Raw genomic sequence first — 26,463 nt, 5'->3', positions numbered from 1 at the left:
ATATGGTGCGTCTGGTGTCGCTTGCCCTGGTCGGATTGCTGTCCGCCGCGCCGCTCGCCGCAGCCGAGCCGATCGACGGCCTGTGGACCACCGCCGACAGGAGCGGCCAGATCCGCGTGGCCGATTGCGGGGCGACGCGTTGCGGCAAGCTGGCAAAGTTCCTCGTCACCCCGCCTCAGGGCACCGATCAGCGCGACGTGAACAATCCCGACCGCTCGCTGCGCGCGCGGCGCATCCTCGGCCTGCCGATCCTGACCGGGTTCAAGCCCGACGGCGATGTCTGGCGGGGCACGATCTACGATCCCAAGAGCGGCAAATCGTATCGTTCGATCGTCAAGCGGCGCAATGCCTCGACGCTCGAGGTCAAGGGCTGCATCGGGCCGTTCTGCCAGACCCAGGTTTGGCGCAAAGCCGACTAGCTGCGGATCGACTTCACGGGAATTTCGAGGTCCACCTCGAGCCCCTCGGGCGCGAAGCGGCGCTCCATCTTTCCGCCGAGCTGACCTTCGATCGACATCTGCACGAGTCGCGAGCCGAATCCCTCTGCGCCCTGATCGACCGCTTCCGGACCATTCCGCTCGCGCCATTCGATCCGGGCGATGCCGTCATCCTCGGGGCAATCGATCTCGATTTCGACCCTGCCGCCTTCGACGGAAAGCGCGCCGTACTTGGCCGAATTCGTCGCGAGTTCGTGAAAGATGAGCGCCAGCGGGGTCGCCGCCCGCGGGCCGATGGAACAGTCTTTCCCGCAGAGCACGATCCGCTGCTCGTTCTCGGCATAGGGGGCCATCAATTCGCCGAGGAGGCCGCGCAGGCTATCGCCCTTCGAGCCTTCGACCGGACGCACGAAGTCGTGTGCACGACCGAGCGCGCGGATCGAGGCGATCAGGTCGTCGGCAAATTCCCGCGCCGCTTCGTGACGCCGCGCGCGGATGGATACGAGGCCCGCGACGACGGCGAAGATGTTCTTGATCCGATGCGAAAGCTCGCGCGCAAGCAGGTCGCGGTTTTCCGACAGGCGATAGGCGGAATCGACGTCGGTCAGGGTGCCGTACCAGCGGACGACATTTCCATCCGTGCCCTTCAGGGGCAGCGCGCGCGACAGGGTCCATCGCCACGAGCCGTCGGCCTGCTTGAGACGATACTCGCTTTCGAACGGCTTGCCGTCCCTGAAGCATTCCGCCCATTTGCCGAACGCCATTTCGCTTTCGTCGAGATGGACCACCGCCCGCCAATCGTCGGCCGTCTTCGGCAGTTCGTTGCCGGTGATCTCGGTCCAGCGCGAGTTGAAGTAATCGAACTGGCCGTCCCCGCTGGCCGACCAGATGATCGCCGGCAGCAGGTCGGCGACTTCGCGCATCGCCAGCGCGGACGCCGTTTCGCGAGCCGCTGTCGCCAGCTCGAACCGCCTCGCCTCCAGCCGGCGCATGACGGCCTTCGCCAGCACGCGCAGCCCGTTGCGCTGCATTTCGGTAAGCCCGCCGGGCCGGGCTACCTTGTCGATCACGCAGAGCGCACCAAGCGGCGCGCCTTCCGGCGATACGAGCGGCGCACCGGCGTAGAACCGGATCGCCATATCGCCGGTGACAAGCTCGTTGGATGCAAAGCGCGGGTCGGACGATGCATCGGGCACCTCCATCACCGTGTCGCCCAGCATCGTGTGTGCGCAAAAAATGAGCGATCGCGGCGTTTCCAGCGCGTCCAGTCCGTCGCGAGCCAGGAACCGCTGACGTTCGGTCTCGACGAAACTGACCAGGGAAATCGGGCAACCGGTCAATTCGGCCGCGAATGCCGTGATGGCCGACAGCTCGGGATCGTCCTCGATCCCGTCAGCGCGATAGCTTTGGAGCACGGACAGGCGCAGGGTCTCCGCGCTCGGTGCACCCGGCTGCGAAGGCCCTTTCGGCCCTGATGGCGAACGAACTGTCGTCATGAAATGCGATCCCTTGAGCGTCTTACGAGAATTATTATGCTTGTTCAAGGGCTTGGCAGTAGAACTTGATCCTTGCGCAAGTGTTTGGAAAGGCAGGGTTTGCGACTGCGCGGGGCTCGTCTATGCGCAGCGCGAGAAGCAGGAGAGAACAGCTTTGCGCGCGACGCCCGATTTCGACTTCCAGCTTGGCGAAAGCGCCGAGATGATTCGCGATGCAACCGCCCGCTTCGCCGACGAACGGGTCGCTCCCCTGGCAGAGCGCGCCGACCGCGAAGACTGGTTCCCGCGCGAGCTGTGGCCGGCAATGGGCGAACTGGGCCTCCACGGGATCACCGTAGAGGAAGAATGGGGCGGTCTCGGTCTCGGCTACCTGGAACACGTAATCGCGGTGGAGGAAGTCAGCCGCGCCTCGGCCAGCGTGGGCCTCAGCTACGGCGCGCACTCGAACCTGTGCGTCAACCAGATCCGCCGCTGGGGCACCGACGAGCAGAAGGCCAAATACCTGCCCAAGCTGGTCAGCGGCGAGCATGTCGGCAGCCTCGCGATGTCCGAAGCCGGCGCCGGTTCCGACGTCGTCTCGATGAAGCTCAAGGCAGACGCCGTGCAGGGCGGCTACGTTCTTAACGGCACCAAGTTCTGGATCACCAACGCCCCATACGCCGACACGCTGGTGGTCTATGCCAAGACCGACGGGCACGCCGGATCGCGTGGGATCACCGCGTTCCTGATCGAAAAGGACATGCCCGGCTTCTCGATCGGGCAGAAGATCGACAAGATGGGGATGCGCGGCAGCCCGACCGCCGAACTGGTGTTCGACGACTGCGAAGTGCCCGAAGAGAACATCATGGGCCCGCTGAACGGCGGTGTCGGGGTGCTGATGAGCGGGCTGGATTACGAGCGCGTGGTGCTTGCGGGCCTGCAGCTCGGGATTATGCAGGCGTGCCTCGACACGGTCATTCCCTACCTTCGCGAGCGCAAGCAGTTCGGCAAGCCGATCGGCGCGTTCCAGCTGATGCAGGCCAAGGTCGCCGACATGTACGTCGCGCTGCAATCGGCGCGGGCCTATACCTATGCCGTGGCCAAGAGCTGCGACGCCGGACAGACCACCCGCTTCGACGCGGCGGGCGCGATCCTGCTGGCGAGCGAGAACGCCTTCCGCGTGGCGGGCGAGGCGGTCCAGGCGCTGGGCGGCGCGGGCTATACGAAAGACTGGCCGGTCGAGCGCTACCTGCGCGACGCCAAGCTGCTCGACATCGGCGCGGGCACGAACGAGATCCGCCGGATGCTGATCGGGCGCGAACTGATCGGGGCTGCGGGATGAGCGCATCGACCAACAAGGGGCTGATTGGGGCCGCGCTGATGAGCCTTGCCGCCTCGCTCGCGCATATCGCTGCGATTTTGGGCGGGGGCGACTGGTACCGCTTCTTCGGTGCGGGAGAACAGATGGCGCGGCTGGCCGAAGCCGGTTCTCCCCGGCCCGCCATCATGACGGGCATCATTGCCGCGATCCTCGCTGGATGGGGGCTTTACGCCCTTTCCGGCGCGGGTGCGATTCGCCGTCTGCCTTTGGTTCGCACCGCACTTGTCGCGATCACGCTGGTTCTTGTCGCTCGTGTGGTCATGGGCTTCTTCCGCGGCGCGTTTCCACCCGAAGTCGGCATGAACTTCATCGTCGCCTCATCGCTCATCGTTGCCGTCATGGCAGCGGCCTTCGGCGCGGGTACGCTCAAGGCCTGGGCCCGACTATCGGAGCGCGGGGCATGAGCGGCGCGGAGAACGCCGTACCCCCCCCAGAAGCGGGTTCGGCGTCCCCGCCGCCCGAGCGCCAACGCGGGTTCCTCGGCTTCGTAGAGCGGGCGGGCAATCTGTTGCCCGAGCCGACAATGATCTTCGTCTACCTGATCATCGCGCTGATGGTGCTGTCCGCGCTGGGCGATGCGCTCGGCTGGTCGGCGAGCCTGCCCTTCTCGGGCGAGGAAGCGCCCGAAGGCGCCACCTTGGCGGACGGTTCGATCACGTACAAAGCGACGAGCCTCTTCTCCGCCGAGAACATCGGTCGCCTGCTGTCCGAAATGCCCCGCACGATGAGCGGGTTCGCCCCCCTCGGGCTGATCCTCGTGATCATGCTCGGCGCCGCGGTGGCCGAGCGATCGGGCATGTTCTCCGCGCTGATCCGCGCTTCGCTGCGCAACGCACCGCGCGCGATCCTCACCCCGATCGTGGCGCTGATCGGCATGATCTCGCACCACGCGTCCGACGCGGCATACGTGGTGTTCGTGCCGCTCGCCGCGCTCGTCTATGCGTCGGCAGGCCGTCATCCACTGGCCGGGCTCGCCGCTTCGTTTGCCGCGGTTTCGGGCGGTTATGCGGGCAACATCACCCCCGGCCAGATCGACGTGCTGCTGTTCGGCTTCACTCAGGAAGCGGCGCGCATCGTCGATCCCGACTGGCTGATGAACCCGGCAGGCAACTGGTGGTTCATCCTGGCCATCGTGGTCCTCTACACCCCCGTCATCTGGTTCATCACCGACAAGGTGATCGAGCCGCGGCTGGGTGCGTGGAACGGCGAAGTCGACGAGGAAACCCGCACCGAACTCGCCAAGGCGGCGCTGGAACCGGGTGAGCGCAAGGGCCTGCGCCGCGCCGGACTGGTCGCACTCGCCATCGTCGGGCTGTTCGCCGCGCTGACGCTGTTTCCGGGCTACTCGCCGCTGTTCAATCACGAAGGCGAAGGCACCGCGCAGTACCAGCCGCTGTTCGCCGCGCTGATCGCCGGGTTCTTCCTGCTGTTCGTATCCACCGGCATCGCCTTCGGCACCGCGGCAGGCACGATCAAGAGGTCCGAGGACGTGACCGGCATGATGCGCGACGGCATCAAGGCCATCGCGCCCTACATCGTGTTCGTGTTCTTCGCGGCGCACTTCGTGGCGATGTTCAACTGGAGCCGCATCGGCCCGATCATCGCGATCAACGGCGCCGGGGCATTGTCGCAACTGGCGCTGCCCGCGCCGATCCTTCTGGTCAGCGTCCAGATGCTCGGGTCGTTCCTCGACCTGTTCATCGGCTCGGCATCGGCCAAGTGGAGCGCCCTCGCCCCGGTCGTGGTGCCGATGTTCATGCTGCTCGGGATCAGCCCGGAAATGACCACGGCCGCCTATCGCATGGGCGACAGCTACACCAACATCATGACCCCGCTGATGAGTTACTTCCCCTTGATCCTCGCATTCAGCAGACGGTGGGACAAGAGTTTCGGGGTCGGCTCGCTGCTCGCGCTCATGCTGCCTTATGCGCTGACCTTCATGGCGGTGGGCGTCGCCATGGTGGTCAGCTGGGTCGCCTTCGACCTGCCGCTGGGGCCCGGCGCTCAGGTGTTCTGGGAGGCCCGCTCATGAGCGCGCCTACGCTCACCACCAAGCTCGACCGCGAGAGCCCGGAGGCCAAGGCGCGGTTCGCACACAACAAGGGTTTGGCGGACGACCTGCGCGCCAGGGTGGCCGAGGCCGCGCTCGGCGGGCCGGAGAAGCACCGCGAGCGCCATGTCAGCCGCGGCAAGCTGCTCCCCCGCGACCGCGTCGAGCGGCTGCTCGATCCGGGATCGCCGTTCCTCGAGATCGGGCAGCTCGCCGCAAACGGGATGTACGAGGGCGACGTGTCCGGCGCCTCGATGATCTGCGGCATCGGGCGCGTGTCCGGCCGCCAGGTGATGATCGTCGCCAACGATCCGACCGTGAAGGGCGGCTCCTACTACCCGATGACGGTCAAGAAGCACCTGCGCGCGCAGGAGATCGCGACCGAGAACCGGCTGCCGTGCATCTACCTCGTCGACAGCGGCGGCGCCAACCTGCCCTACCAGGCCGAGGTGTTTCCTGACCGCGACCATTTCGGGCGGATCTTCTTCAACCAGGCCAATTTGTCGGCGCTCGGCATTCCGCAGATCGCCTGCGTGATGGGCAGCTGCACTGCCGGCGGGGCCTACGTGCCCGCCATGTCCGACGAGACGGTGATCGTGCGCGAACAGGGCACGATCTTCCTGGCCGGACCGCCGCTGGTGAAGGCCGCGACGGGCGAGGAAATTTCGGCCGAGGATTTGGGCGGCGGCGATCTTCATGCGAAGAAGTCGGGCGTCGTCGATCACCTCGCCGAGAACGACGAGCATGCGCTGACCATCGTGCGCGACATCGTCAGCCACCTCGGCGCGAACAATTCTGCGGCGCAAAACGTCGAAATCGTCACTCCCAGAGCGCCGAAATTCGACGCCGACGACCTCTACGCGCTGATCCCCGACGACGTGCGCGCGCCGTACGATGTCCACGAAGTCATCGCCCGGATCGTCGACGGCAGCGAGTTCCACGAGTTCAAGGCGCTCTACGGCTCCACCCTGGTGTGCGGCTTCGCGCATATCTGGGGGATGCCGGTGGCGATCCTCGCCAACAACGGCGTGTTGTTTTCCGAAAGCGCGCAGAAGGGTGCGCACTTCATCGAACTCGCCTGTCAGCGCCGCATTCCGCTACTGTTTTTGCAGAATATTTCCGGCTTCATGGTCGGCGGCAAGTACGAGGCGGAAGGCATCGCCAAGCATGGCGCGAAGCTGGTGACGGCGGTCGCCACCGCCACCGTGCCCAAGGTAACCGTGGTCATCGGCGGAAGCTTCGGCGCGGGCAATTACGGCATGTGCGGGCGCGCCTATTCCCCGCGCTTCCTGTTCACCTGGCCCAACGCGCGCATCAGCGTGATGGGCGGCGAACAGGCGGCCAGCGTCCTCGCCACCGTCCACCGCGACGCGGACAGCTGGACGCCCGAACAGGCCGAGGCATTCAAGTTCCCGATCCGCCAGAAATACGAGGACGAGGGTAATCCCTACTACGCCACGGCCCGCCTGTGGGACGACGGAGTGATCGACCCCGTTCAGACCCGCGACGTCCTCGGCCTCGCCTTTGCCGCCACTCTCGAGGCGCCGATCGCCGAGCGGCCCGCATTCGGCGTGTTTAGGATGTAGCCTCGCGGCCCGGGCTGGTCTAACCTAAGTTAGACTGCGGTCCGGAGGGGATGCTTGCCGAACGTAATGCCGCAGCCGAGCATCGTGTCGCGCGTCGTGCAGCGACTGATCATCGGGCTTTACCGTTGGAAGGGCTGGCGCATCGAAGGCGGCCACCCTGGCGTGCCAAAGTTCATCGTCACCGGCGCCCCGCATACGTCCAACTGGGACTTCGTCTTCTTCCTCGGCGTCGCGCACGAGATTGGCATCGCGCCCAGTTTCATGGGCAAGCACACATTGTTCAAGTGGCCCCTGACCCGCTTCATGCGCGACATGGGCGGCATATCCGTGGATCGCTCGAAGCGCGGTTCCAACTATGTCGAGCAGATCGCGCAGGCGTTTGCCGCGGCCGACGAACTGGCGCTGGTCGTCGCGCCCGAGGGTTCGCGCACCGGAGACGGGACCTGGCGCACCGGCGTGTGGCACATCGCCCGCGCGGCGGGTGTTCCCATCGTGCCAGCGTGGGTGAACCACGAAACCATGCTAGGCGGGATCGGCCGGCCGATCTGGCCGAGCGACGATCTGGCGGCGGACCTGGCGAAGTTCGCGGCGTTCTATCGCTCGAAACGGCCAGACAGCCCGCGTTTCGAAAAATTGGCAGAGCAGGCGGAGGGGATGGCACGCAATGGTTGAGGCACTTGTCGGCAATGCGGCGATCCTGCTCGGGCTCGTCCTCCTGCTCTGGGCGATATCGCTGCAGATAAACGACGTTTCGTTCATCGACAGCTTCTGGGGCGGCGGGATGGCGCTGCTCGCACTCGCCAGCTGGTTGCGGGTGGCGGAACCCGGCCCGCTGGCGACCCTCATCATGGCGATGGCGGTGTTGTGGGGCGGGCGGCTGGCGATCTACCTTTATCGGCGTTGGCGGAAAGAGGGCGAAGATCCGCGATACGCCCGGATGATGCGGAAGCCGCGCGAGCAGGGTCGCTTCGCCAGTGCCGCGCTGACCAAGGTGTTTCTTGGCCAGGCGGTCCTGTTGTTTCTCGTCTCGAGCCCCGCGCAGGCCGGCATCGTCGCGGCAGGGAGCACGCAGCCGATCGGACCGCTGGCGCTGGCCGGCCTGGCGCTTTGGGTGGTCGGCGTGTTCTTCGAATGGGTGGGAGACTGGCAACTCGCCCGGTTCCGCGCCGATCCGGCGAACAAGGGGCAAGTGATGGATCGCGGCCTGTGGCGATATACCCGGCACCCGAACTATTTCGGCGATGCCTGCGCGTGGTGGGGCATCTGGCTCGCTGCGGCCTCGGCGAGTTGGTGGGTCGCCGCGGCGACGGTGATCGGCCCTCTGTTCCTGACGTTCACCCTCACCCGCTGGTCCGGCAAGCCGCTCCTCGAAGCCGGACTTGCCAAGCGCCGTCCGGGCTATTCAGAATACGTCGCGCGGACTTCGGGATTCGTTCCTTGCCTCCGCGGTCGAAGCGGTAGGAAACTTTGACTCGATCAGTTGGTTTCAATTTCGTTCGCGGGGCGGCTGGCCGTCCATTTCACGGGAGAAACTCATGCGTATTGCGTTCGCTACGATCGCCGCCCCACTCGTACTTGCGCTCGCCGCATGTGGAGGCAACGATGCCGCCGACACGGCAGAGGCGGGGACCGAAACCGCCGCGGCCGATGTAAACCTGCCCCAGGTGGAAACGCGCTTTCCGTCCGTCGCGCCCGATGCGCGGACCAGCGTGAATTATGCCGGAACCTACGCCCAGCCCGTCGGCGCAGGACAGAGGTCGGTCACTCTGCGGACAGACGGCACCTATACCATGCGCGACGAAAACGGTGTGGAGACCAGCGGTTCCTACAACTGGTACAGCGACAACACTCGCATCCTGATCAAGCAGGGCGACCACAACATGGTCTACGCCATCGCCAATGGCGCGCTCTACCGCATGCCCGATGCGAACGCGCCGACCACCGGCACGATGACCGAAGAGCAGACTTGGCGCCGCACCGGATCCTGACGCTCGTCAAACAAGGCGAGACGCCCCTTCACGTTGACGGTCTTCGCCATTAGATTGCAGTCATTGCGATCTGGGGAGACTGGAATGACCGTCGCCGGGCATAGCCCCGACAACGAGAAGGGGCGGCTGGTCCGCATCGCCATGCGCCTGATCGAGGAGCGCGGCGAAGAGGTCAGCCGACTGGCGCTCGCCAACGGCGCGGGCATCCCCCGTGCGCGGGTGGAAGCGCTGTTCCCCGAAGAAAGCGACCTGTTCGACGCGATCGTAGAGAACTGGTTCGCCGACTATGTGACGATCATGGAAGACGTGGTCGCCGCCGACCTGCCGCCGAATCGCAAGATGTATGAATTCTTCGCTCGCCGATTCCTGCTGCAGCGCGAGCGGTTCCGCGCCGATCCGGCAGCGTTCAAGGTCTATTGTGAGCTTGGCGCGGCGAACTTCGAACGCGTCCGCAGTTACGTGGACCTAGCCGACCATTACCTGTGCGAACTGATTGCACAGGCCCAGGCCGAAGGATCGTTCGAAGGGCTGGCGATCAACGACGCGCTCAGCCTCATCAACCAGATGGTGCTGCCGTACACCATGGCCGACGTGCTTACATACATGGACGAGCGCCTGAGCGAGCAGAAGCTGGGGCGGATCGTCGATACGCTCTTCGCCGGGCTGAGCGCGCAGGAAGGCGGCGCGCGCGGCTTGAAGGGCCTGCGCGCGGCCTAGCGCGAGAGCAGTGTGACCCGCCCGATCGCGGGCACCGGTATCATATCGCGCGCGCGCAGGTAGGCTTCCATCGCATCGAGATCGACCGGTCCGGTGGTCGCATCGGCACCCTCCTTGAAGGTCGCGAAGCCATCGCCGCCCGAAGCGATGAAGCTGTTGAGTGTGACCCGATAGCTCGCTGCCCGGTCGATAGGCGTGCCGTCGAGCGCCGCAGCGACGACCCGCTGTCCGGCCGGCCGCGCCGGATCGAGCGTCATGGTGAAACCGTCGCTCACCGACAGGATGTTCTCGTCGTTAGGGTTTACGAACTGTTCCTCTAGTATCCGCAGAAGCTGCTCGCCGGTGTACGTCATCGTCACCAGCGTGTTGCCGAACGGCTGCACAGCGTAGAGATCGCCGTAGGTGACCGTTCCGCCCTCGCGCGCGGCAAGGTCCGAGCGGACTCCGCCGGGGTTGATCAGGGCGATCTGCGCCCCCGCCGAGCGGGTCGCCGCAAGCTGCGAGTCCGCGATCAGGTTGCCGATCTGGCTTTCGGGCACGGCCCTTGGCGCGGACGCGGAAATCCGGCCCACCGGTCGGTTCGCCACATCGGCCGCCGCCGAAACGTAGCGCGTGACATAGGCGGCCATCGCCGCATCGGGCTCGAACGTCGGAAATGCGGGATTGGCGGGACGCCCTTCGCCCGGGCTCTGCACGGGGACGTTGCGGGCGGAGACGGCGGTCACATCGTTCAGCCGCGGATCGATCGTCAGCGCGATGTCGGTCAGCATCGTGCCGCCGAACCCGGCGCTCGTCACCTTGAACCGCCGCGACGGATCGACGGCCGAGAAATCGCAAACGTAGGCCCGGTGCGTATGCCCCGAGATCACGAGGTCGATGCGCGGATCGAGCTTCTCGAGGATCGTACGCAAATCGCCCGCCATTGCACCGCAGGCGTTGGGTCCGGTGCCGGGTTCGGGCACCAGCCCCTGGTGGATCGAGACGACGATCGCATCGGCGCCTTCTTCGACCAGTCGAGGGACCAGCGCGTTGATCGCGGTCGCCTCGTCCTCGAACGTGAGACCGGCGATCCCCGCCGGTTCGACGATGTTCGCGGTACCCTGCAGGGTCAGCCCGATGACGCCGACCGCTACCTCGCGCGCGCCGCTACCGAAGCGCTTGATGCCATGGCCGGGGAACAGCGTGCTCCCATCGGGCATCCGCACGTTGGCGGCCAGTATCGGAAAGTCGCTGCCCTTGAAGTCCGGCTCGACCGCGCAGGGCTCGCGCAGGGTCAGCTTCTCGCAGCCCCCTTCGCGCAGACGCTTGAGTTCGCGCCATCCGCGATCGAATTCGTGGTTGCCGACCGCCGCGAAATCCAGCTTCACGCGGTTCATCACGCCGATGGTCGGCTCGTCGAGGAACAGCGATGATGCCAGGGGGCTCGCGCTGATGAGATCGCCCGCCCCGATCGCGAGGCTGTGCTCGTTCTGGCTCCGCAGACTTGCGACCGCGCTCGCAAACCATGCCGCACCGCCGGCGTAGACCTCGGTCCTGCCACCGGCTCCGTCGTCTAGCATCACCGGGCGCCGGATAGGTTCCAGGTTGCCGTGAAAGTCGTTCAGCCCGACGATCCTGACCGTGACCGGTTCAGGGGAAGCGCCGGGAACGGTGGCGCAGGCGCCCACCGTTGCGGACAGCGCAAGGGCGAGGAGCGGAGCGCGGTATCTGGTCGGCATGGCGTGTGATTGCCTCGGTAAGTTCAGCCCCGCAAGAACAATGACTTGCGGCGAGCCGTTGGAACGTTCGGTCCTAGCCCTTGTTTGTGACTCGCCGGCGAAGACCGGAGGAAGGACATGCAGTGGAACCCGATACCCTCGTCATCATCGCGCTTTTCGCGCTGGTGGCGGCTGTCGGCCTGATCCTCTTCGTGCTCTTCCGCGGGTGCCGATAGATCACACGTCCAGATTTGCGACGTTGAGGGCATTCTCCTGAATGAACTCGCGGCGCGGTTCTACCACATCGCCCATCAGGCGGGTGAAGATCTCGTCGGTCACGTCGGCATCCTCGACCTTCACCTGCAAAAGCGCGCGGTTCTCGGGATCGAGCGTGGTTTCCCACAACTGCTCGGCATTCATTTCGCCCAGGCCCTTGTACCGGCTGATCGACAGTCCCTTGCGGCCCGTGGCGAGGACGGCGTCTAGCAGTTGCGAAGGCCGGGTAATCGCCCCGTCGAAGGCGACGGGCGCTGCCTGAGCCTGGCTGTCGCCGATCGTCGCAACCTCATCCTCGTCCTCGGCGGTCGCTTCGGGCTCGGGCTCGACTTCCGCGCCCGTCCGGGAGAAGCGGCTGGGCTGGGCGAACGCGGCGGCGTGCTCCTGGGCCAGGCGGTGGAGCTTGCGCGCCTCGGCGCTGTCGAGGAACTTGGCGTCGATCTCGTGCGCGTCGGTAACGCCGCGCCAGCGGCGGGCGAACGCGATCGAACCGTCGTCGCGGCGAATGACCGACCAGTCCGCTTCGGTATCGCCCATGCCGAGCCGGCGAGCCGCCCGGTCGAGCGCCTCTGTCCGGCCTGCGGTGTCGAGCGCGGGGTCGAATGCACCCGCCAGAGCCATCTGCTCGATGACCGCAGGATCGTACTTGCGCGGGACGAAGCCCAGCAGGCTGCGGATGCGCAGCGCATAGTCGACGAGACTGCGGAGATCTTCCCCCGAGCGCGCGCCCTCGGTCGTTTCGAGCACGCGGCCCGCAAGGCCCGCCTCGACCAGATGCCGGTCGAGCGCGCCCTGATCCTTGAGATAGACCTCGCTGCGCCCCTTGCTGACCTTGAACAGCGGCGGCTGGGCGATGAACAGGTGCCCTGCTTTCACGATCTCGGGCATCTGGCGATGGAAGAACGTCAGCAGAAGCGTGCGGATGTGCGCGCCGTCGACGTCGGCGTCGGTCATGATGACGATCTTGTGGTAGCGCAGCTTCTCGAGGTTGAACTCGTCGCGCAGGCCGGTGCCCATCGCCTGGATCAGCGTACCGACCTCCTTGGAGGAAATGATCCGGTCGAACCGCGCGCGCTCGACGTTGAGGATCTTGCCGCGCAACGGCAGGATCGCCTGGTACTTGCTGTCGCGCCCGGACTTCGCCGAGCCGCCGGCGCTGTCACCCTCGACCAGGAACAGTTCGCACTTGGCGGGATCGCGCTCCCGGCAATCGCTGAGCTTGCCCGGCAGCGACGCGACCGACATCGCGCCCTTGCGGCTCATCTCGCGGGCGCGGCGCGCAGCCTCGCGGGCGGCGGCGGCATCGACGATCTTCTGGATGATCTGCTTCGCGTCGGCCGGGTTTTCCTCGAGCCACTCGGTCATCTTCTCGCTCATCAGCGATTCCAGCGGCTGCCGGACTTCCGACGAAACGAGCTTGTCCTTGGTCTGCGAACCGAACTTGGGATCGGGCAACTTGACCGAAACGATTGCGGTGAGACCTTCGCGCATATCCTCGCCGGTCAACCCGACTTTTTCCTTCTTCAAAAGACCGGTGCGCTCGGCATAATTGTTGATCGTGCGGGTCAGCGCCGCGCGGAAGGCGGCTAGATGGGTGCCGCCGTCACGCTGCGGAATGTTGTTCGTGAAGCAGAGCACGTTCTCGTAGTACGAATCGTTCCACTCGAGCGCGACGTCGATCCCGATGCCGTCCTTGTTCGCGCTGACCGAGATCGGCTCGGGCACCAGCGGCGCCTTATTGCGATCGAGGTACTTCACGAACGCGGCGATCCCGCCCTCGTAGAACAGGTCGTGCTCGATCGGTTCTTCGTGGCGCAGGTCGCGCAGCTTGATGCGCACGCCCGAATTGAGGAACGCGAGCTCGCGGTAGCGGTGCTCCAGCTTCTCAAAATCGTACTCGGTCACGTTCTTGAACGTGTCGGTCGACGCCATGAACGTCACGCGGGTGCCGTTGCGATCCCGGCCGGGGCCTTTGACGACGAGCGGACCGACCGCGTCGCCGTGCTCGAACCGCATCCAATGCTCCTTGCCGTCGCGCCAGATGGTCAGTTCGAGCCATTCGGACAGCGCGTTGACCACCGAGACGCCGACCCCGTGAAGGCCGCCCGACACCTTGTACGCATTGTCGTCCGACGTGTTCTCGAACTTACCGCCCGCGTGGAGCTGGGTCATGATGACCTCGGCCGCCGAGACGCCTTCCTCGGCGTGCATGTCGACCGGAATGCCGCGCCCGTTGTCCTCGACGCTGACCGACCCATCCGGGTTGAGTTCGATCAAAACGAGGTCGCAGTGCCCCGCCAGCGCCTCGTCGATCGCGTTGTCGGACACCTCGAACACCATGTGGTGCAGGCCCGAACCGTCGTCGGTGTCTCCGATGTACATGCCAGGCCGCTTGCGGACCGCGTCGAGGCCCTTGAGCACCTTGATGCTGCTGGCGCCGTACTCGTTCTGATTCGGAGAATTGTCGGAGGTGTCGTTCATGCCCATCATATAGGGATCGAGGGGGCATTTAGGAACCTTTTTACCCCCCTTCCATCCACAGGCGAGTGGCACGGCGAACGGCCCGTAAAGCCCGAAACTTGGGTCGGCCAAAGTGCATAATTACCAATCGCTTGAGTGCGTCAACGTCGCATCACTGCTGCGTCTTTGGCCCTCATTGCCAGGACCTCGAGCAGGAACGCGTCGGGGGCTAACGGGTAATAGCAACGTGAGCGAAGCTGTGCCCCGCTATCCCGACGGCCTCGGTGCGTTCCACGAACGTGACCGACCGGTCCGGCGGACGGTCAACTGGATCGCCCTTTTCGGGCTGCTGGCACTGCTCGTACTCGCGGCGACAGGCCTCCTGGGCGGAGGGAGCCGCCCGGTCTCCAGCGTTCGCACGCCCGCGGCCGACCTTGCCATAAAGACCCCGTCCGTCCTGCGCAGCGGCATGTTTTTCGAGGCCGAGATCCAGGCGCGCGCAAACCAGCCCATCGCCAAGCCGCTGCTGGCCATTTCCGAAAGCTATTGGCGGGACATCACCATCAACACGATCCTGCCCGCCGCAACCAGCGAGAAGAGCGAGGATGGCATGGTTCTTCTCGAATACGAGGCGATGGATGCGGGCGACGTGCTGACCGTCAAGATAGACGGGCAGATCAACCCCTCGCTATTCGTCGGCACGCAAGGCCGGATCGAACTGCGCGACGACGAACGTGTGCTTGCAGCTGTCCCGGTCGAAATGACGGTGCTCCCCTGATGGACATCGTCGTTCGCGCCACCGTGATGTTCGCGATCCTCTACGGATTGCTCAGGCTGTTGGGGAAGCGTGAGCTGGCCGAGATGACGCCGTTCGAACTGGTGCTGCTCGTGGTACTGGGCGACCTCATCCAGCAGGGCGTGACGCACAACGATTTCAGCCTGACCGGAGCGGCGCTCGCGATCGGCACCTTCGCGTTCTGGGCGCTTGCGCTCAACTGGCTGACCTTTCGTTCGCGCCGGCTGGAAAAGTTGCTCGATGGGGAACCCACGATCCTGGTCCGCGACGGAGCGCTGCTCGAACGGGCGATGGCACGCAATCGCCTGACTCGGTCCGAGCTGGAATCCGAGATGCGACTGGCGGGTATCGCCCACGTCGCCGACGTTGCTTGGGGCGTGCTGGAAACGAACGGCAAGATCAGCTTCATCGCTCGCAACGACGAGGACCGAAGTCGCTCTTTCTGATCATTTCAGCGCGTCGTTCTCCTCAGCGACAAAAGATCATGCCCCACCGCTCCATCCAGTGCCGGTCGGAAGGGCACGCCGTCTTTCCACGTGACGCTACCGAACAGCGGCACGAGGGCGGCCCGGCTCGCCGCATCGTATTGGCTGGCATGACACGCGAAGGCGCGTGACGCTGCCGCGAGGTCCTGCGGCTCGAAACGCGCGCGGACGGTCAGCAAGTCGGGTGCCGTCTCCGCCCAGCCCGTCGCCTCGACCACCGGCACCTGCGGCAACTCGCCGCGCGCGGCTGCGGCATACAGCAGCAACGGGCGAACGTCCTGCGATGCGACAATCTCGCTCGTCACCGCCGTCACCAGCCGGTGGTCGGGGTGGCCATAACCGCCGTCCGGGCCCCAGGTCACGATGATATCGGGCCGTTCCGCAGCGATGGTCGCCGCCAGTGCCTGCTTCAGTGTGCGCAGCGTGCCCGACGGCGGGCGGACGATTTCGCCGAGCTTACCGTCGCCGAAATCGTAGAAGACCGGCTCGGCAGCCCCAAGCGCACTGGCGGCACAGCGCGCCTCTTCGGTCCGGCGCGCGGCGATCGCCGGTCCGGACACGAGATCGGTTTCGGGAGCGGAGGCATCGCCGCGCGTCGCGAAAGACGATCCGCACGTGTGCCCCGCGCCGCGCCGCATTGGCGAGCGCGGGCCCGGCAACCGTCTCGTCGTCCGGGTGGGCGAAAACCGCCAGGATGCGCACCGGTGCGGGCGGCGGTTCCGGAGCCGATCGCGATGGGTCGGTCATAGTGGTGCAGCCGGCGAGTAGCGGCAGGAGCAGCAGGGCTTTCATCGCCGCGACACTAACTTGCCCGTCCGCTTACGCAAATCCTCTTGCAGCAGAGAACCGCTTGGGTAGCCTAGCGTATATGACCGGAGAGGATATCGCCGCCCGCCTTGCCGAGCCGTTCGGCTCGTTCCCGCAGGTTCTCGCAGACTGGGCCGCGGTCCAGCCCGGCAAACCCGCCCTGCGCGACGAGACGGACGAACTGACCTGGGGCGAGCTGGACGACCGGATCGAACGGATCGCCGTGCGGCTCCAGGCCGACGGCCTTGGCCAAGGACAATCGGTCGCGATCCTCGGCACTTCGACGATTCCCTATGCGCTCGTGTTCCTCGCCGCCGTTCGCGCCGGGGGAGTCGCCGCGCCGCTCACCACCAGTGCCAGCGCCGACCAGCTCGCCGGAATGGCGGCCGACAGCGGCGCCGCGCACATCTTCATCGATCGCGCGAAGCTGACCGAGCTGGGACCGGATTGCTTTGCGGGCCTGACGAAGATCGTCCTCGACGAGGAGCTGGACGACTGGATGGCCCCCGCCGGAGCCCGCGCGGCACCATTCACGCCGGGTGAGAAAGACCCGTTCAACATCATCTATTCGAGCGGCACTACTGGCATCCCCAAGGGGATCGTCCATTCGCACCTGATGCGCTGGCGGCAGTTCGCCACCACTGCGTCGAGCCTGCTTGCCAACGGCGGCGAGATCGTGAGTCTCGCCTCGACGCCGCTCTATTCGAACACCACGATGGTCGCCTTCCTCCCGCCGCTGCTCGCCGGCGGAACCGTGCGAGTGATGGGCAAGTTCGATTGCGGAAAGTGGCTCGCGCACGCGCAGGCCGATCGCACCGGCATGACCATGCTGGTCCCGGTCCAGTACCAGCGGCTTATGGATTTTGCCGAGTTCGACGCGTTCGACCTGTCGGCGATGCGGCTGAAATATTGCACTTCGGCTCCGTTCTCGGCCGAACTGAAGCGAGAGGTGCTGGCCCGAATGCCCGGAGCCTTGATCGAAATCTATTCGATGACCGAGGGCGGGGTCGTGTGCCTGCTGCCGGCGCACGAATTTCCCGACAAGCTCCACACCGTCGGCCGGCCCGCCCCCGGAAGCGAGCTCAAGGTCCTCGACGATAACGACATCGAGGTCGCGCCGGGCACCCCGGGCAACCTCGTGGGGCGCAGCATGACGATGATGAGTGGCTACAAGAACCAGCCGGACAAGACCCGCGAAGGCTATTGGACCGATCCCGCGACCGGCGAGACCTGGCAGCGCATGGGCGACATCGGGCGGATCGATGCCGAGGGTTTCGTCGAACTCGTCGGCCGCGCCAAGGACATGATCATCTCTGGCGGGTTCAACATCTACCCGTCCGACCTCGAAGCGGTACTCGAGGCCGATGCGAGAGTGGCAGAAGCGGCAGTGATCGGAATGCCGAGCCGCGCATGGGGCGAAACCCCTGTCGGCTTTGTACGGCTGGCTCCCGAATCGACCGAGGCAGACTTGCCCGCGATCATGGCCGATACCAACGCCAAGCTGGGCAAGACCCAGCGGCTATCCTCGCTTCATGCCATCGACGACATGCCGCGCAGCCATATCGGCAAGCTCTTGAAGACGGACTTGCGAAAGCTTGCCGAAGCGTTTGACCCGGTCGCCTGACGTCAGGCGATCGTTGCTGCGAGCGTGACGGCGCTGATGGCCGAAGCCGAGACGAGCGCGAAGATTTGCGAGAGAAAACGCATGATTGAAACCCCTGTTTCATAGAGACGGCACCATGCCGCTCGTTTCACAAAAGAGTAATAATATTCCGTCTGACTTTTCACAAATGCCAAAATCGGCACGCAGGTTGCGCCGCACGCAACATGCTCCTGTCATATCGACTAGGCCCATTCCAGAAGCGCCGAATACGAAAGCCAGGTTCGAGAAAAATCGGGAAAGACGGGACGACGGCTGAGGGGGAGAGGAGATGCCGCCGTCCCGCTTTCCATTCGCGGCCACCGAAACCGGTGGGGGCGAAGGCGCCTCGGGACCCGTGGGGGGACGTGGTCGGAGGCGCGTGCCGGAAGACGCCGTTTCTGGGAGAGAGGACTGGCGTCGCCCGGCTCGACCTCTGAAATAATGTTTCGTTCGACTTTCTACAAATGAGAAAAAGTCGAGAGTCGTTGCGTTTGGTGCAACTAGGCTGACGGCAACGGCCTCGCCCGGTGGATTCCCGCAAGAACGAGGGCCGCAGCCACGACCGCGAAGCAAGCCGCCGCCACCAGCGGCATCGCGGGAAACTGCGCGATCGCCTCCCCTGCGGCGAGCCAGCCGGCCCAGATCGCCGCGCGGTCGATCGACATCCGGCCCAGTTCCATGATCAGGCCAGGCAGGACCGGCATCACGAGGCCGAAACCGATCATGTCGATCAACACGACCGTGAAGACGAACCAGACGCTCGCTCGCTGCTGCACTCCCGGTTCGCCCCGTCCTGTTCGCACCCGTCCTAGGCCCGCACCGTGGACGCGGCAACGCGCTTGCTGGACAGCGCGCGCGCAGGCGGTTTATCGGCGCCCATGGACAGCGCCCCCCTTCCCGATTCCGCCGTGACCGATTCCATTCTCATCGTCGATTTCGGCAGCCAGGTGACCCAGCTCATCGCCCGGCGCGTGCGCGAAGCGGGGGTTTATTCGGAGATCGCGCCGTTCACCCAGGCCGAGGAAGCGTTTCATCGCCTGAGTCCAAAGGGGATCATCCTGTCAGGCTCACCCGCCGGCGTGCCCGAAGAAGGCAGCCCGCGCGCGCCGCAGGTCCTGTTCGACAGCGGCCTTCCCATCCTGGGTATCTGCTACGGCCAGCAGGTCATGACGCACCAGCTCGGCGGCCGAGTCGAAGCGGGCCGGGACGGTGAGTGGGAGGGCGAATTCGGCCGCGCGTTCCTGACCGTCACGAAGGACTGCGCGCTGTTCGACGGGCTGTGGCACGTCGGCGAACGTCACCAAGTGTGGATGAGCCACGGCGACAAGGTCACTCGGTTCGCCCCCGGCTTCGAGATCGTCGCGACCAGCGACGGCGCGCCGTTCGCGGTGATCGCGGACGAGGCGCGGCGGTTCTACGGCACCCAGTTCCATCCAGAGGTCGTCCACACCCCCGATGGCGGCAAGCTGATCGCCAATTTCGTCCACCGGGTCTGCGGGCTGGCCGGCGACTGGACGATGGCCGCCTATCGCGAGACCAAGATCGCCCAGATCCGCGAACAGGTGGGATCGGGCCGGGTCATCTGCGGGCTTTCCGGCGGAGTCGACAGTTCGGTCGCCGCCATCCTTATCCATGAGGCGATCGGCGACCAGCTTACCTGCGTCTTCGTCGATCATGGCCTGCTGCGCCTCAACGAGCGCGAGCAGGTCGAATCGCTGTTTCGCGACCACTACAACATCCCGCTGGTTGTCGTGGATGCCGAGGAACGCTTCATGCGCGGCCTCGCCGGCGTCACCGACCCGGAAGCGAAGCGCAAGTTCATCGGGGCCGAATTCATCGCCGTGTTCGAGGAAGAGGCCAGGCGCATCGGCGGGGCCGACTTCCTCGCCCAGGGCACGCTCTATCCCGACGTGATCGAATCGGTATCGTTCACCGGCGGGCCATCGGTGACGATCAAGAGCCACCATAACGTCGGTGGCCTGCCCGAGCGGATGAACATGCAGCTCGTTGAGCCCTTGCGCGAACTGTTCAAGGACGAAGTCCGCGAACTGGGCCGCGAACTGGGCCTCAACGACCTGTTCGTCGGCCGCCACCCTTTCCCCGGTCCCGGCCTCGCGATCCGTATTCCCGGCGCGGTGGACAAGGAACGCTGCGACATCCTGCGCAAGGCCGACGCGATCTACCTCGAGGAAATCCGCGCCGCCGGGCTCTACGACGCGATATGGCAGGCCTTCGCGGTCCTGCTGCCGGTGCGCACCGTCGGCGTAATGGGCGATTATCGGACCTACGATCACGTGCTCGCGCTCCGGGCAGTGACCAGCGTCGACGGCATGACCGCCGACATCTATCCCTTCGATTCCGCTTTCCTCAGCCGCGTCGCGACGCGGATCGTCAACGAGGTCAAGGGCGTCAACCGCGTTGTCTATGACTACACCTCGAAGCCGCCCGGCACGATCGAGTGGGAGTGATTTGCGACGGGCACGACCGATTTCCTTCGCCGCCTTCAGGACGCGCTCGTCGGCCGGTTCGGGCCCACGCACCGCGCTGCGGAGGACCGCCGCGAACCCGAATGGGCGCTGGTCCAGGGGCTGATCGGATCGCGTATGCCGAGTGCGGCCTCCAGCGCAGTGGCCGACCGGGTTCTCGCCGAGCACGGGTCGTGGGACGCGGTTGCGAATCTGCCCATTGAGGCCCTGACCGCCGCGTTGAAGGGCGTGCGGTTTCCCAACCAATCGGCCAAGCGGGTGCACGGCGTGCTCGGCGCGATCAGCGACAAGGTGGGAAAGGTCGATCTCTCCTGTCTCGAAGCCATGGACACGCCTGCCGCGATCGCATGGCTCGAGGCACTGCCGGGCACCGGACGCAAGATCGCCGCCCAGGTCGTCAATACCACGACGCTCGACCGGCCCGCGCTGGTTCTCGACACCCACCACTTGCGCATTCTCGCGCGGCTCGGCCTGATCGGCGAAGGCGCGGACACCGCCAAGGCCTATGACGCCCTGATGCCGCTTCTCCCGCCCGAATGGGGTGCGGGCACGATCGACGCGCATCATACGCTAATGAAGGAACTTGGCCGGACGATCTGCACGCCGAAGAACCCGAAGTGTCCCGAATGCCCCGCGCTGGCCTTATGCCCGACCGGCCAGACGCTCGCCTAGGCTGGGATGCGGCCGACCGAGTGATCGCAGACGCGATCGTCCGCTGCCGGTCCGAACGCGCACGCCCGATCCTTGCCGGCCTGTCCGGCGCGCAAGGGTCTGGGAAGAGCACGCTGGCAGCGCGCCTGCCCCCGCTGCTGGCCGACCGGGGGCTGCGAACGGCGGTGCTCGCGCTCGACGATTTCTACCTGACGCGCCCCGAGCGGCAGGCGCTGGCGCGATCGGTCCACCCGCTGTTCGCCACGCGCGGGGTGCCCGGGACCCACGACATCGCGCTGCTCGACCATACGATCACCGCCATGCTGCAAGGGCAGCCGGCCACCGTTCCACGGTTCGACAAGGCGACCGACAACCGACGCGGGACCGAACCGATCGACGGCCAGTGGGACGTCGTCCTGCTGGAAGGCTGGTGCGTCGGTGCGCGACCGCAATCCGCGCAGGAACTGGAACGCCCGGTCAATCGACTCGAGCGAGAAGAAGATGCGGCGGGCACCTGGCGTCGCTCGGTGAACCACCGGCTCGCAAGCGATTATGCCGACCTGTTCGCACGCCTCGACCTGACGATCTTCCTGCGCGCGCCATGCTTCGACGTAGTCCACCGATGGCGCGCCCAGCAGGAGGACGATCTCGAAACGCTAACCGGATCGCGCGGGATGACCGGTGCAGAGATGCTCCGCTTCGTCACCCACTACGAGCGGATCACCCGCTGGATGATCGCGGAACCGCCCGGCGACTTGGCAATCGAAATCGATGCGTACCGGACCCCGCGCCTCTAGGGCCGGAACGCCACTCCGGTCAGCTCCTCGGATTTCGCCCACAGCCGTTCGGCCAGCGCCTGGTCGCCGACGTGTGGCTGGACCCCGCTCATCCGGCTGTCGGGGCTGGCGGGTGCGGCAACGTCGCAGTCTTCGAGGTAGACGCCACCTGCGCCTTCGAGCAGCGGAGAGACGCCGGCCCACACGCTCGTGGCGGCGCCCTGCTCGGTGGTCTTGAACCGTTCGCTGACGTTGCCGTCGGCATCGATCCAGCCCATCGCGCGCTGCTCCTCTTCGGTCAGGTGCCGTTGCAGATCGGTCATGATGCCGCCGGGATGGACCGAGAACGCGCGCACGCCGTGGGCTTCGCCCAGCTTGTCGAGGTGGAGCGCGAACAGCGCGTTGGCGCTCTTGGCCTGACCGTAAGCGAGCCACTTGTCGTAATCGCGCCGCTCGAAGTTCGGATCGTCCACGTCCGGCGCGCCCAGCCGGTGGCCGATCGACGACAGCGCCACAACCCGCGCGCCGCCGCCCGCCGCCAGCAACGGCCACAACCGCGCGGTGAGCTGGAAATGACCCAGGTGGTTGGTCGCGAACTGGCTTTCGTAGCCGCGCGAATCGCGCGTCAGGGGACAGGCCATTACCGCGGCGTTGTTGATCAAGATGTCGACCCCGTCCCAGCGCTCGGCGACTGCGGCCGCGAACGTGTCGATCGATGCAGGGTCGGACAGGTCGAGCGACAGCACGGCGATCGCGCCGTCCATCGGGGCCAGGACGTCCTCGGCTTGCGCGGGCCGCCGGGCGCCCACCAGCACGTTCGCACCCGCTTCGGCGAGCGCGCGCACCGTTTCCGTCCCGATGCCCGAATATCCGCCGGTGACCAACACCCGCTTGCCCGACAGGTCCAGCCCTTCGACCACATCTCGCGCGGTCGAGCGATATCCGAACGGACTGCCGATGGGTCGTTGCTGCGAAACCATGAGTGCTCTCCCGCGACTGCGCCCGGAACGGACGCGCCCTGACGATGGTTGTCATCCCGCGAACCGGGGATTTCAGTTCGCTCTACATACAATTGGAGAGGTCGTATGCACTTCAAACTTCACCACGCCCTGCTGGCCGCGGCGGGCACCTTCGCACTGGCCGGTTGCGCCACCATCGAGGAGGAGGCGATCGACGCCACTTCGGATACCTACAAGACGGTGCTGACCGGCGCCAATGAAGTGGGCGGCGGCGATCCGGACGGTTACGGGCGCGCGGAAATCTCGGTCAGCGACGGCTTCGGCCAGGTCTGCTGGGAGATCAAGGACGTGACCGGCATCGACACGCCCACTGCCGCCCACATCCACTATGGCCGCGCGGGCACCAACGGGCCGCCGGTGTTCACGCTAGAGCGTTCGAACGAAGGTCGCTGGCAGGGCTGCAAGGACGGCGCCGAGTGGACCCAAAACCGGCTCCAAGGCAATCCGGCGGATTTCTACGTGAACGTCCACAACGCCGCCTATCCCAACGGCGCGATCCGCGGCCAGTTGAGCGACAACCAGTAGACTGGGCCGCTTACCACGCGTTCCCCGCCGCAACCGCAGCACGCTCGGCAGCCGATGATCGGCGACCGAGCACGGCGTTGCGGTGGGGAAAGCGACCGAAGCGCGCGATCATGCGCCAGTGATCGCGCGCGAAGGCGAAATTGCTCGGAATCCGGCGAAAGTAGGCGAGGCTCGCACGCTGATCGGCGATTTGCTCGGAGTGCATAAGCGGCATTCCCGCAAACGCGCGCTGGTCTTTCGGCAGAAATAGATGCCATCGGCGCGCAATGAAGCCGTGTGCGAGCCGCGTTGCCAGTGGATCGGTCGCGAACGCTTCCGGAGTACCGCGAAAGGCATTGCGGGGCACCTGGTCGAATAGCAGGATCGCCGCTTGTGCGATCAGCAGATCACCCAAGAATTCCGACGCCGGGCGCTGCGCCAGCATGGCGAGCTCGTGTCCGAAGCGCCGCCGCACTTGATCGTCGAGCGCGGGCGACCCGCCCCACCAGTCGGCGGGACCGAGTTCGTGAAACCAGAAATGAAGCAGGTCGGCCGCCCAGCGGCGGGTGGCAGCCGTCATCGCCGCGCCGTCATCGACGTGCGATCACACCCGAACCGTCAATCGACGCGGGTGTACGGGACGAATTCCGTCAGAAAGACATTGCCGGTGTACATCCCGTTCGAAGGATCGAACGTGGTCACGATATCCTGCCGGCAAAGCTGCGCACCGTGCTGCCGAATCAGCAACGCATCCCACTTGTCGAGATCCTGCGGGTTGGCGGTGCGGTTGACCCAGATCGTCCGACCACGGCCGTAGACGACCGCCGTCTCGTCGATCACGGTCGAATTGGAATTGGAGAATGTGCTGATGCAGCTGCGCGGTTCGCCCGCGATGCGGCCTTCGAGCATCTTGGCAAGCTGCGCCTCTCCGGTCGGACGCTCGCGGGCGACGGACGGACCGGCCACCAGCGCGGCGGCGGCGACTGCTGCGGCGAGAGGGAAGGTCAGGCGCATGGCAAAACTCCTCAACGGTTCGAACGGGTATAGGGCACGAACTCGGCCAGGAAAAGCGACGGCCCGGGAAGCAGCGTCGAGCGCTGGCGCAGCTCGACACGGTCCTGGCGGCAAAGGTTCGATCCGCCCCTCTTCTTGAAAACGGGCAGATCCCAGTCGTCGAGCATCGCGGCACCGTCCGGGCGATTGACATATATCGTATCCCCGCGTCCGAAGACGAATGCGGTGCCGTCGACGACCTGCATCGCCTGGCTCGAATGATCGCGGATGCAGTTGACCGGTTCGCCCGCCACGCGGCCTTCGAGGATTTCGGCAAGCTCGGCCTCACCCTTGGCGGCGCGATCCTGCGCAGCGGCGGCAGCCGGCGCTGCGACAGCGGTCAGTGCGATCAGCGCGGGTGCGAAGCCAAGCAGCAAACGGTTCATCCCGGCACCGCTACCACGTCCATGCTGAACGCGCGCTGACATCGATCCGGTCAGGCCGTGCCGCCGACCGTGATACCCGAGACCAGCAGCGTTGGCTGGCCAACCCCCGCGGGCAGCGACTGTCCGGCCTTGCCGCACATCCCCACGCCCTCGTCTAGCGCCATGTCGTTACCGATCCCGGTGACCCGCGTCAGCACGCTGGGCCCGTCGCCGATCAGCGTTGCGCCCTTGATCGGCGCGCCCAGCTTGCCGTCCTCGATGAGGTAGGCCTCGGTGCACGAGAAGGTGAACTTGCCGCTGACGATATCGACCTGTCCGCCGCCGAAGCTCTTGGCGAAGATGCCCTTTTTCACGCGCGACAGTAGCTCCGCCGGATCGTCGCTGCCGCCGCGCATGAAGGTGTTGGTCATCCGCGGCATCGGCGCGTGGGCATAGCTTTCGCGCCGTCCGTTGCCGGTGGCCGCAACGCCCATGAGCCGCGCGTTGAGCCGGTCCTGCATATAGCCTTTCAGGATGCCGTCCTCGATCAGCACGTTTTCCTGCGTGGGCGTGCCTTCGTCGTCGATCGACAGCGAGCCGCGGCGGTTCAGGATCGACCCGTCGTCGACCACGGTCACACCCTTGGCGGCGACCCGCGTCCCGATGCGGCCCGAAAAGGCGCTGGTGCCCTTGCGGTTGAAATCGCCTTCCAGTCCGTGGCCTACCGCTTCGTGCAGCAGCACGCCGGGCCAGCCGGGGCCGAGCAGCACGGTCATCTCGCCCGCCGGCGCGGCGATGCTGTCGAGATTGGTCAAAGCCTGCGCGACCGCTTCGTCCACCGCGCGGGTCCACTTCGCCGGGTCGAACAGGTCGTCGTAGAGATAGCGCCCGCCGAACCCGAAGCTGCCCGCTTCGCGCCGGCCGTTGCTTTCCGCGACCACCGACACGTTGAGGCGGACGAGGGGGCGCACGTCGCGCGCGACGAAGCCGTCCGGGCGGACGATCTCGATCGCGCTCCAGCTGCCTGAAAGGCTCGCGGTCGCCTGTACGATCCGCGGATCGCGCGCGCGGGCGGCGGCGTCGATGCTCTCGAGCAGGGCAATCTTGCGCTCGAGCGGAATGGCGTCGAGCGGGCTGGCGTCGGTATAGAGATGGCGGTTCGAACGCGGCGGTGGCGCGGCCATCGGGCTGCGGGCTGGATCGAGCAACCGCAGCGTCTCGCCCGCGCGGCGGATGGCCGCGGCGCTGATCTCGCTGGCGTGAGCGAAGCCGGTCATCTCGCCCGAAACGCCGCGCAGGCCGAAGCCCGAATCGCGCGAATAATCGCAGGTCTTCAGGCGCCCGTCGTCGAACACGAAGCTCTCGGTCGCGATGAACTGGAGATAGAGCTCCCCGTCCTCGCAGCGGGACAGGGTCTCGGCGGCCAGCGCCTTCGCCTCGTCGGGCGAAAGCTGGCCGGAAGCGTAGAGCAATGCGTGCGGATCAGCGGTCATGGACCCGGATATGGGCCCTGCCGCCGCCGAAATCTAGCTTGCGCCGGATGCAATGTCCCTGAGAGAAGCCTGGTCGGCGCCGTCGGCCGGGCCGCCTTGCAGCACGAAGCGACGGTCGCAATAGCCGCAGTCGACATAGCCGTGCTCGTCGATCTCCAGCCAGACCTTGGGGTGACCCAGCGCGGCGGGACGGTAGTTCTTGCCGCTGCGGATGTCGTTGGCGCCATCGCACCAGACGCGGTGGGTCGTGACCAGGCTGACTTCGGGAGGCGGGATGCTCATGGCCGGCGCGGATACCGCTGTTGCGAGCGGCGCGCAA

Annotated in this window: 28 protein-coding genes; 16 read left to right on the top strand and 12 right to left on the bottom strand. The window is 66.0% G+C overall.

Going from position 1 to position 26,463, the window contains the following annotated elements; all coding sequences use genetic code 11:
* The first annotated feature begins 2 nt into the window (after window positions 1-2).
* Entirely contained in the window at window positions 3-419 is a 417-nt protein-coding gene (locus AR323_RS02880) for a DUF2147 domain-containing protein (RefSeq protein ID WP_057882416.1), read from the top strand.
* On the opposite strand, the gene AR323_RS02875 is transcribed toward AR323_RS02880, so the two are convergent.
* Window positions 416-1,933, bottom strand: coding sequence for a sensor histidine kinase (locus AR323_RS02875; protein WP_057882589.1), 1,518 nt, complete (start codon window positions 1,931-1,933; stop codon window positions 416-418). The two genes, AR323_RS02880 and AR323_RS02875, sit on opposite strands and share 4 nt — an antisense overlap.
* Window positions 1,934-2,087: 154 nt before the next feature.
* Here AR323_RS02875 and AR323_RS02870 point away from each other — a divergent pair, with 154 nt between their 5' ends.
* The 8 genes from AR323_RS02870 to AR323_RS02835 all read left to right on the top strand — a co-directional run bounded on the left by AR323_RS02870 (window position 2,088) and on the right by AR323_RS02835 (window position 9,634).
* A complete protein-coding gene (locus tag AR323_RS02870; protein WP_057882415.1) occupies window positions 2,088-3,254 on the top strand; it encodes an isovaleryl-CoA dehydrogenase in 1,167 nt (388 codons plus the stop codon).
* A complete protein-coding gene (locus AR323_RS02865) occupies window positions 3,251-3,697 on the top strand; it encodes a hypothetical protein (RefSeq protein ID WP_057882414.1) in 447 nt (148 codons plus the stop codon). Before AR323_RS02870 ends, AR323_RS02865 begins: the two co-directional genes overlap by 4 nt.
* Window positions 3,694-5,325 carry an AbgT family transporter gene (locus AR323_RS02860; protein ID WP_057882413.1) on the top strand — a complete coding sequence of 544 codons (1,632 nt, stop codon included), beginning with the start codon at window positions 3,694-3,696 and terminating at the stop codon, window positions 5,323-5,325. Before AR323_RS02865 ends, AR323_RS02860 begins: the two co-directional genes overlap by 4 nt.
* Entirely contained in the window at window positions 5,322-6,929 is a 1,608-nt protein-coding gene (locus AR323_RS02855; protein ID WP_057882412.1) for a carboxyl transferase domain-containing protein, read from the top strand. The genes AR323_RS02860 and AR323_RS02855 overlap by 4 nt, the downstream gene beginning before the upstream one ends.
* 66 nt (window positions 6,930-6,995) lie before the next feature.
* Window positions 6,996-7,601, top strand: coding sequence for a 1-acyl-sn-glycerol-3-phosphate acyltransferase (locus AR323_RS02850; protein WP_057882411.1), 606 nt, complete (start codon window positions 6,996-6,998; stop codon window positions 7,599-7,601).
* Window positions 7,594-8,400 (top strand): DUF1295 domain-containing protein, encoded by an 807-nt coding sequence (locus AR323_RS02845; RefSeq protein WP_057882410.1) that lies wholly within the window; start codon window positions 7,594-7,596, stop codon window positions 8,398-8,400. The genes AR323_RS02850 and AR323_RS02845 overlap by 8 nt, the downstream gene beginning before the upstream one ends.
* Window positions 8,401-8,464: 64 nt before the next feature.
* A complete protein-coding gene (locus AR323_RS02840) occupies window positions 8,465-8,917 on the top strand; it encodes a hypothetical protein (RefSeq protein WP_057882409.1) in 453 nt (150 codons plus the stop codon).
* 84 nt (window positions 8,918-9,001) lie between these two features.
* On the top strand, window positions 9,002-9,634 hold the full coding sequence (locus AR323_RS02835) for a TetR/AcrR family transcriptional regulator (protein ID WP_057882408.1): 633 nt from the start codon (window positions 9,002-9,004) through the stop codon (window positions 9,632-9,634).
* On the opposite strand, the gene AR323_RS02830 is transcribed toward AR323_RS02835, so the two are convergent.
* Window positions 9,631-11,352 carry a bifunctional metallophosphatase/5'-nucleotidase gene (locus AR323_RS02830; RefSeq protein WP_057882407.1) on the bottom strand — a complete coding sequence of 574 codons (1,722 nt, stop codon included), beginning with the start codon at window positions 11,350-11,352 and terminating at the stop codon, window positions 9,631-9,633. The two genes, AR323_RS02835 and AR323_RS02830, sit on opposite strands and share 4 nt — an antisense overlap.
* Window positions 11,353-11,568: 216 nt before the next feature.
* Entirely contained in the window at window positions 11,569-14,088 is a 2,520-nt protein-coding gene (gene gyrB, locus AR323_RS02825) for a DNA topoisomerase (ATP-hydrolyzing) subunit B (protein ID WP_057882588.1), read from the bottom strand.
* 226 nt (window positions 14,089-14,314) lie between these two features.
* Here gyrB and AR323_RS02820 point away from each other — a divergent pair, with 226 nt between their 5' ends.
* Together AR323_RS02820 and AR323_RS02815 are read left to right on the top strand one after the other, a co-directional pair.
* Window positions 14,315-14,845, top strand: coding sequence for a hypothetical protein (locus AR323_RS02820; protein WP_057882406.1), 531 nt, complete (start codon window positions 14,315-14,317; stop codon window positions 14,843-14,845).
* Window positions 14,845-15,309 carry a DUF421 domain-containing protein gene (locus AR323_RS02815; protein ID WP_057882405.1) on the top strand — a complete coding sequence of 155 codons (465 nt, stop codon included), beginning with the start codon at window positions 14,845-14,847 and terminating at the stop codon, window positions 15,307-15,309. Before AR323_RS02820 ends, AR323_RS02815 begins: the two co-directional genes overlap by 1 nt.
* Window positions 15,310-15,314: 5 nt before the next feature.
* Here AR323_RS02815 and AR323_RS02810 read toward each other — a convergent pair whose 3' ends face one another.
* Window positions 15,315-15,986: a PIG-L family deacetylase gene (locus tag AR323_RS02810; RefSeq protein WP_057882404.1), complete on the bottom strand. Its 672-nt coding sequence runs from the start codon at window positions 15,984-15,986 to the stop codon at window positions 15,315-15,317.
* A gap of 230 nt (window positions 15,987-16,216) precedes the next feature.
* On the opposite strand from AR323_RS02810, the gene AR323_RS02805 reads away from it, so the two are divergent.
* Window positions 16,217-17,779 (top strand): class I adenylate-forming enzyme family protein, encoded by a 1,563-nt coding sequence (locus tag AR323_RS02805; protein WP_057882403.1) that lies wholly within the window; start codon window positions 16,217-16,219, stop codon window positions 17,777-17,779.
* A gap of 2 nt (window positions 17,780-17,781) precedes the next feature.
* Here the strand turns inward: AR323_RS02805 and AR323_RS14615 are convergent, their stop codons facing one another.
* On the bottom strand, window positions 17,782-17,961 hold the full coding sequence (locus AR323_RS14615; protein ID WP_152980287.1) for a hypothetical protein: 180 nt from the start codon (window positions 17,959-17,961) through the stop codon (window positions 17,782-17,784).
* Between the two features lie 336 nt (window positions 17,962-18,297).
* Window positions 18,298-18,573, bottom strand: coding sequence for a hypothetical protein (locus AR323_RS02800; RefSeq protein WP_057882402.1), 276 nt, complete (start codon window positions 18,571-18,573; stop codon window positions 18,298-18,300).
* A 102-nt stretch (window positions 18,574-18,675) separates the two neighbouring features.
* Between AR323_RS02800 and guaA the strand changes: the two genes are divergently transcribed.
* From guaA to AR323_RS02785, 3 genes are all read left to right on the top strand, one after another.
* Window positions 18,676-20,265, top strand: coding sequence for a glutamine-hydrolyzing GMP synthase (guaA, locus tag AR323_RS02795; protein ID WP_057882401.1), 1,590 nt, complete (start codon window positions 18,676-18,678; stop codon window positions 20,263-20,265).
* 159 nt (window positions 20,266-20,424) lie between these two features.
* On the top strand, window positions 20,425-20,955 hold the full coding sequence (locus AR323_RS02790) for an endonuclease III domain-containing protein (protein ID WP_200956664.1): 531 nt from the start codon (window positions 20,425-20,427) through the stop codon (window positions 20,953-20,955).
* Window positions 20,928-21,731: a hypothetical protein gene (locus AR323_RS02785; protein WP_057882400.1), complete on the top strand. Its 804-nt coding sequence runs from the start codon at window positions 20,928-20,930 to the stop codon at window positions 21,729-21,731. Before AR323_RS02790 ends, AR323_RS02785 begins: the two co-directional genes overlap by 28 nt.
* Here AR323_RS02785 and AR323_RS02780 read toward each other — a convergent pair.
* On the bottom strand, window positions 21,728-22,690 hold the full coding sequence (locus tag AR323_RS02780) for an oxidoreductase (protein WP_057882399.1): 963 nt from the start codon (window positions 22,688-22,690) through the stop codon (window positions 21,728-21,730). The two genes, AR323_RS02785 and AR323_RS02780, sit on opposite strands and share 4 nt — an antisense overlap.
* Before the next feature lie 105 nt (window positions 22,691-22,795).
* Between AR323_RS02780 and AR323_RS02775 the strand changes: the two genes are divergently transcribed.
* Window positions 22,796-23,254 carry a CHRD domain-containing protein gene (locus AR323_RS02775; protein ID WP_057882398.1) on the top strand — a complete coding sequence of 153 codons (459 nt, stop codon included), beginning with the start codon at window positions 22,796-22,798 and terminating at the stop codon, window positions 23,252-23,254.
* Window positions 23,255-23,264: 10 nt separating this feature from the next.
* Here the strand turns inward: AR323_RS02775 and AR323_RS02770 are convergent, their stop codons facing one another.
* From AR323_RS02770 to AR323_RS02750, 5 genes are read right to left on the bottom strand one after another with little or no spacing between them, the layout of a single operon-like run.
* Entirely contained in the window at window positions 23,265-23,813 is a 549-nt protein-coding gene (locus AR323_RS02770) for a DUF924 family protein (protein ID WP_057882397.1), read from the bottom strand.
* A 38-nt stretch (window positions 23,814-23,851) separates the two neighbouring features.
* On the bottom strand, window positions 23,852-24,247 hold the full coding sequence (locus tag AR323_RS02765; RefSeq protein WP_057882396.1) for a hypothetical protein: 396 nt from the start codon (window positions 24,245-24,247) through the stop codon (window positions 23,852-23,854).
* Window positions 24,248-24,258: 11 nt separating this feature from the next.
* A complete protein-coding gene (locus tag AR323_RS02760) occupies window positions 24,259-24,672 on the bottom strand; it encodes a hypothetical protein (protein WP_057882395.1) in 414 nt (137 codons plus the stop codon).
* A gap of 50 nt (window positions 24,673-24,722) precedes the next feature.
* Window positions 24,723-26,144, bottom strand: coding sequence for a metalloprotease TldD (tldD, locus tag AR323_RS02755; RefSeq protein ID WP_057882394.1), 1,422 nt, complete (start codon window positions 26,142-26,144; stop codon window positions 24,723-24,725).
* A 33-nt stretch (window positions 26,145-26,177) separates the two neighbouring features.
* Window positions 26,178-26,426: a zinc-finger domain-containing protein gene (locus AR323_RS02750; protein WP_057882393.1), complete on the bottom strand. Its 249-nt coding sequence runs from the start codon at window positions 26,424-26,426 to the stop codon at window positions 26,178-26,180.
* Between the last annotated feature and the right edge of the window lie 37 nt (window positions 26,427-26,463).

This window comes from Tsuneonella troitsensis (genome assembly GCF_001441535.1).
In the GTDB taxonomy this organism is placed as follows: Bacteria; Pseudomonadota; Alphaproteobacteria; order Sphingomonadales; family Sphingomonadaceae; genus Tsuneonella; species Tsuneonella troitsensis.
The sequence above is the reverse complement of the archived record's forward strand: the minus strand, read 5'-3'. Positions and strand labels throughout refer to the sequence as shown.

Coding starts and splice junctions, on each gene's coding strand:
- AR323_RS02880 (WP_057882416.1), top strand. CDS start 3: ATGGTGCGTCTGGTGTCGCTTGCCCTGGTCGGATTGCTGTCCGCCGCG.
- AR323_RS02875 (WP_057882589.1), bottom strand. CDS start 1,933: ATGACGACAGTTCGTTCGCCATCAGGGCCGAAAGGGCCTTCGCAGCCG.
- AR323_RS02865 (WP_057882414.1), top strand. CDS start 3,251: ATGAGCGCATCGACCAACAAGGGGCTGATTGGGGCCGCGCTGATGAGC.
- AR323_RS02860 (WP_057882413.1), top strand. CDS start 3,694: ATGAGCGGCGCGGAGAACGCCGTACCCCCCCCAGAAGCGGGTTCGGCG.
- AR323_RS02855 (WP_057882412.1), top strand. CDS start 5,322: ATGAGCGCGCCTACGCTCACCACCAAGCTCGACCGCGAGAGCCCGGAG.
- AR323_RS02850 (WP_057882411.1), top strand. CDS start 6,996: ATGCCGCAGCCGAGCATCGTGTCGCGCGTCGTGCAGCGACTGATCATC.
- AR323_RS02845 (WP_057882410.1), top strand. CDS start 7,594: ATGGTTGAGGCACTTGTCGGCAATGCGGCGATCCTGCTCGGGCTCGTC.
- AR323_RS02840 (WP_057882409.1), top strand. CDS start 8,465: ATGCGTATTGCGTTCGCTACGATCGCCGCCCCACTCGTACTTGCGCTC.
- AR323_RS02835 (WP_057882408.1), top strand. CDS start 9,002: ATGACCGTCGCCGGGCATAGCCCCGACAACGAGAAGGGGCGGCTGGTC.
- AR323_RS02830 (WP_057882407.1), bottom strand. CDS start 11,352: ATGCCGACCAGATACCGCGCTCCGCTCCTCGCCCTTGCGCTGTCCGCA.
- gyrB (WP_057882588.1), bottom strand. CDS start 14,088: ATGAACGACACCTCCGACAATTCTCCGAATCAGAACGAGTACGGCGCC.
- AR323_RS02815 (WP_057882405.1), top strand. CDS start 14,845: ATGGACATCGTCGTTCGCGCCACCGTGATGTTCGCGATCCTCTACGGA.
- AR323_RS02810 (WP_057882404.1), bottom strand. CDS start 15,986: ATGCGGCGCGGCGCGGGGCACACGTGCGGATCGTCTTTCGCGACGCGC.
- AR323_RS02805 (WP_057882403.1), top strand. CDS start 16,217: ATGACCGGAGAGGATATCGCCGCCCGCCTTGCCGAGCCGTTCGGCTCG.
- guaA (WP_057882401.1), top strand. CDS start 18,676: ATGGACAGCGCCCCCCTTCCCGATTCCGCCGTGACCGATTCCATTCTC.
- AR323_RS02785 (WP_057882400.1), top strand. CDS start 20,928: ATGCCCGACCGGCCAGACGCTCGCCTAGGCTGGGATGCGGCCGACCGA.
- AR323_RS02780 (WP_057882399.1), bottom strand. CDS start 22,690: ATGGTTTCGCAGCAACGACCCATCGGCAGTCCGTTCGGATATCGCTCG.
- AR323_RS02775 (WP_057882398.1), top strand. CDS start 22,796: ATGCACTTCAAACTTCACCACGCCCTGCTGGCCGCGGCGGGCACCTTC.
- AR323_RS02770 (WP_057882397.1), bottom strand. CDS start 23,813: ATGACGGCTGCCACCCGCCGCTGGGCGGCCGACCTGCTTCATTTCTGG.
- AR323_RS02765 (WP_057882396.1), bottom strand. CDS start 24,247: ATGCGCCTGACCTTCCCTCTCGCCGCAGCAGTCGCCGCCGCCGCGCTG.
- AR323_RS02760 (WP_057882395.1), bottom strand. CDS start 24,672: ATGAACCGTTTGCTGCTTGGCTTCGCACCCGCGCTGATCGCACTGACC.
- tldD (WP_057882394.1), bottom strand. CDS start 26,144: ATGACCGCTGATCCGCACGCATTGCTCTACGCTTCCGGCCAGCTTTCG.
- AR323_RS02750 (WP_057882393.1), bottom strand. CDS start 26,426: ATGAGCATCCCGCCTCCCGAAGTCAGCCTGGTCACGACCCACCGCGTC.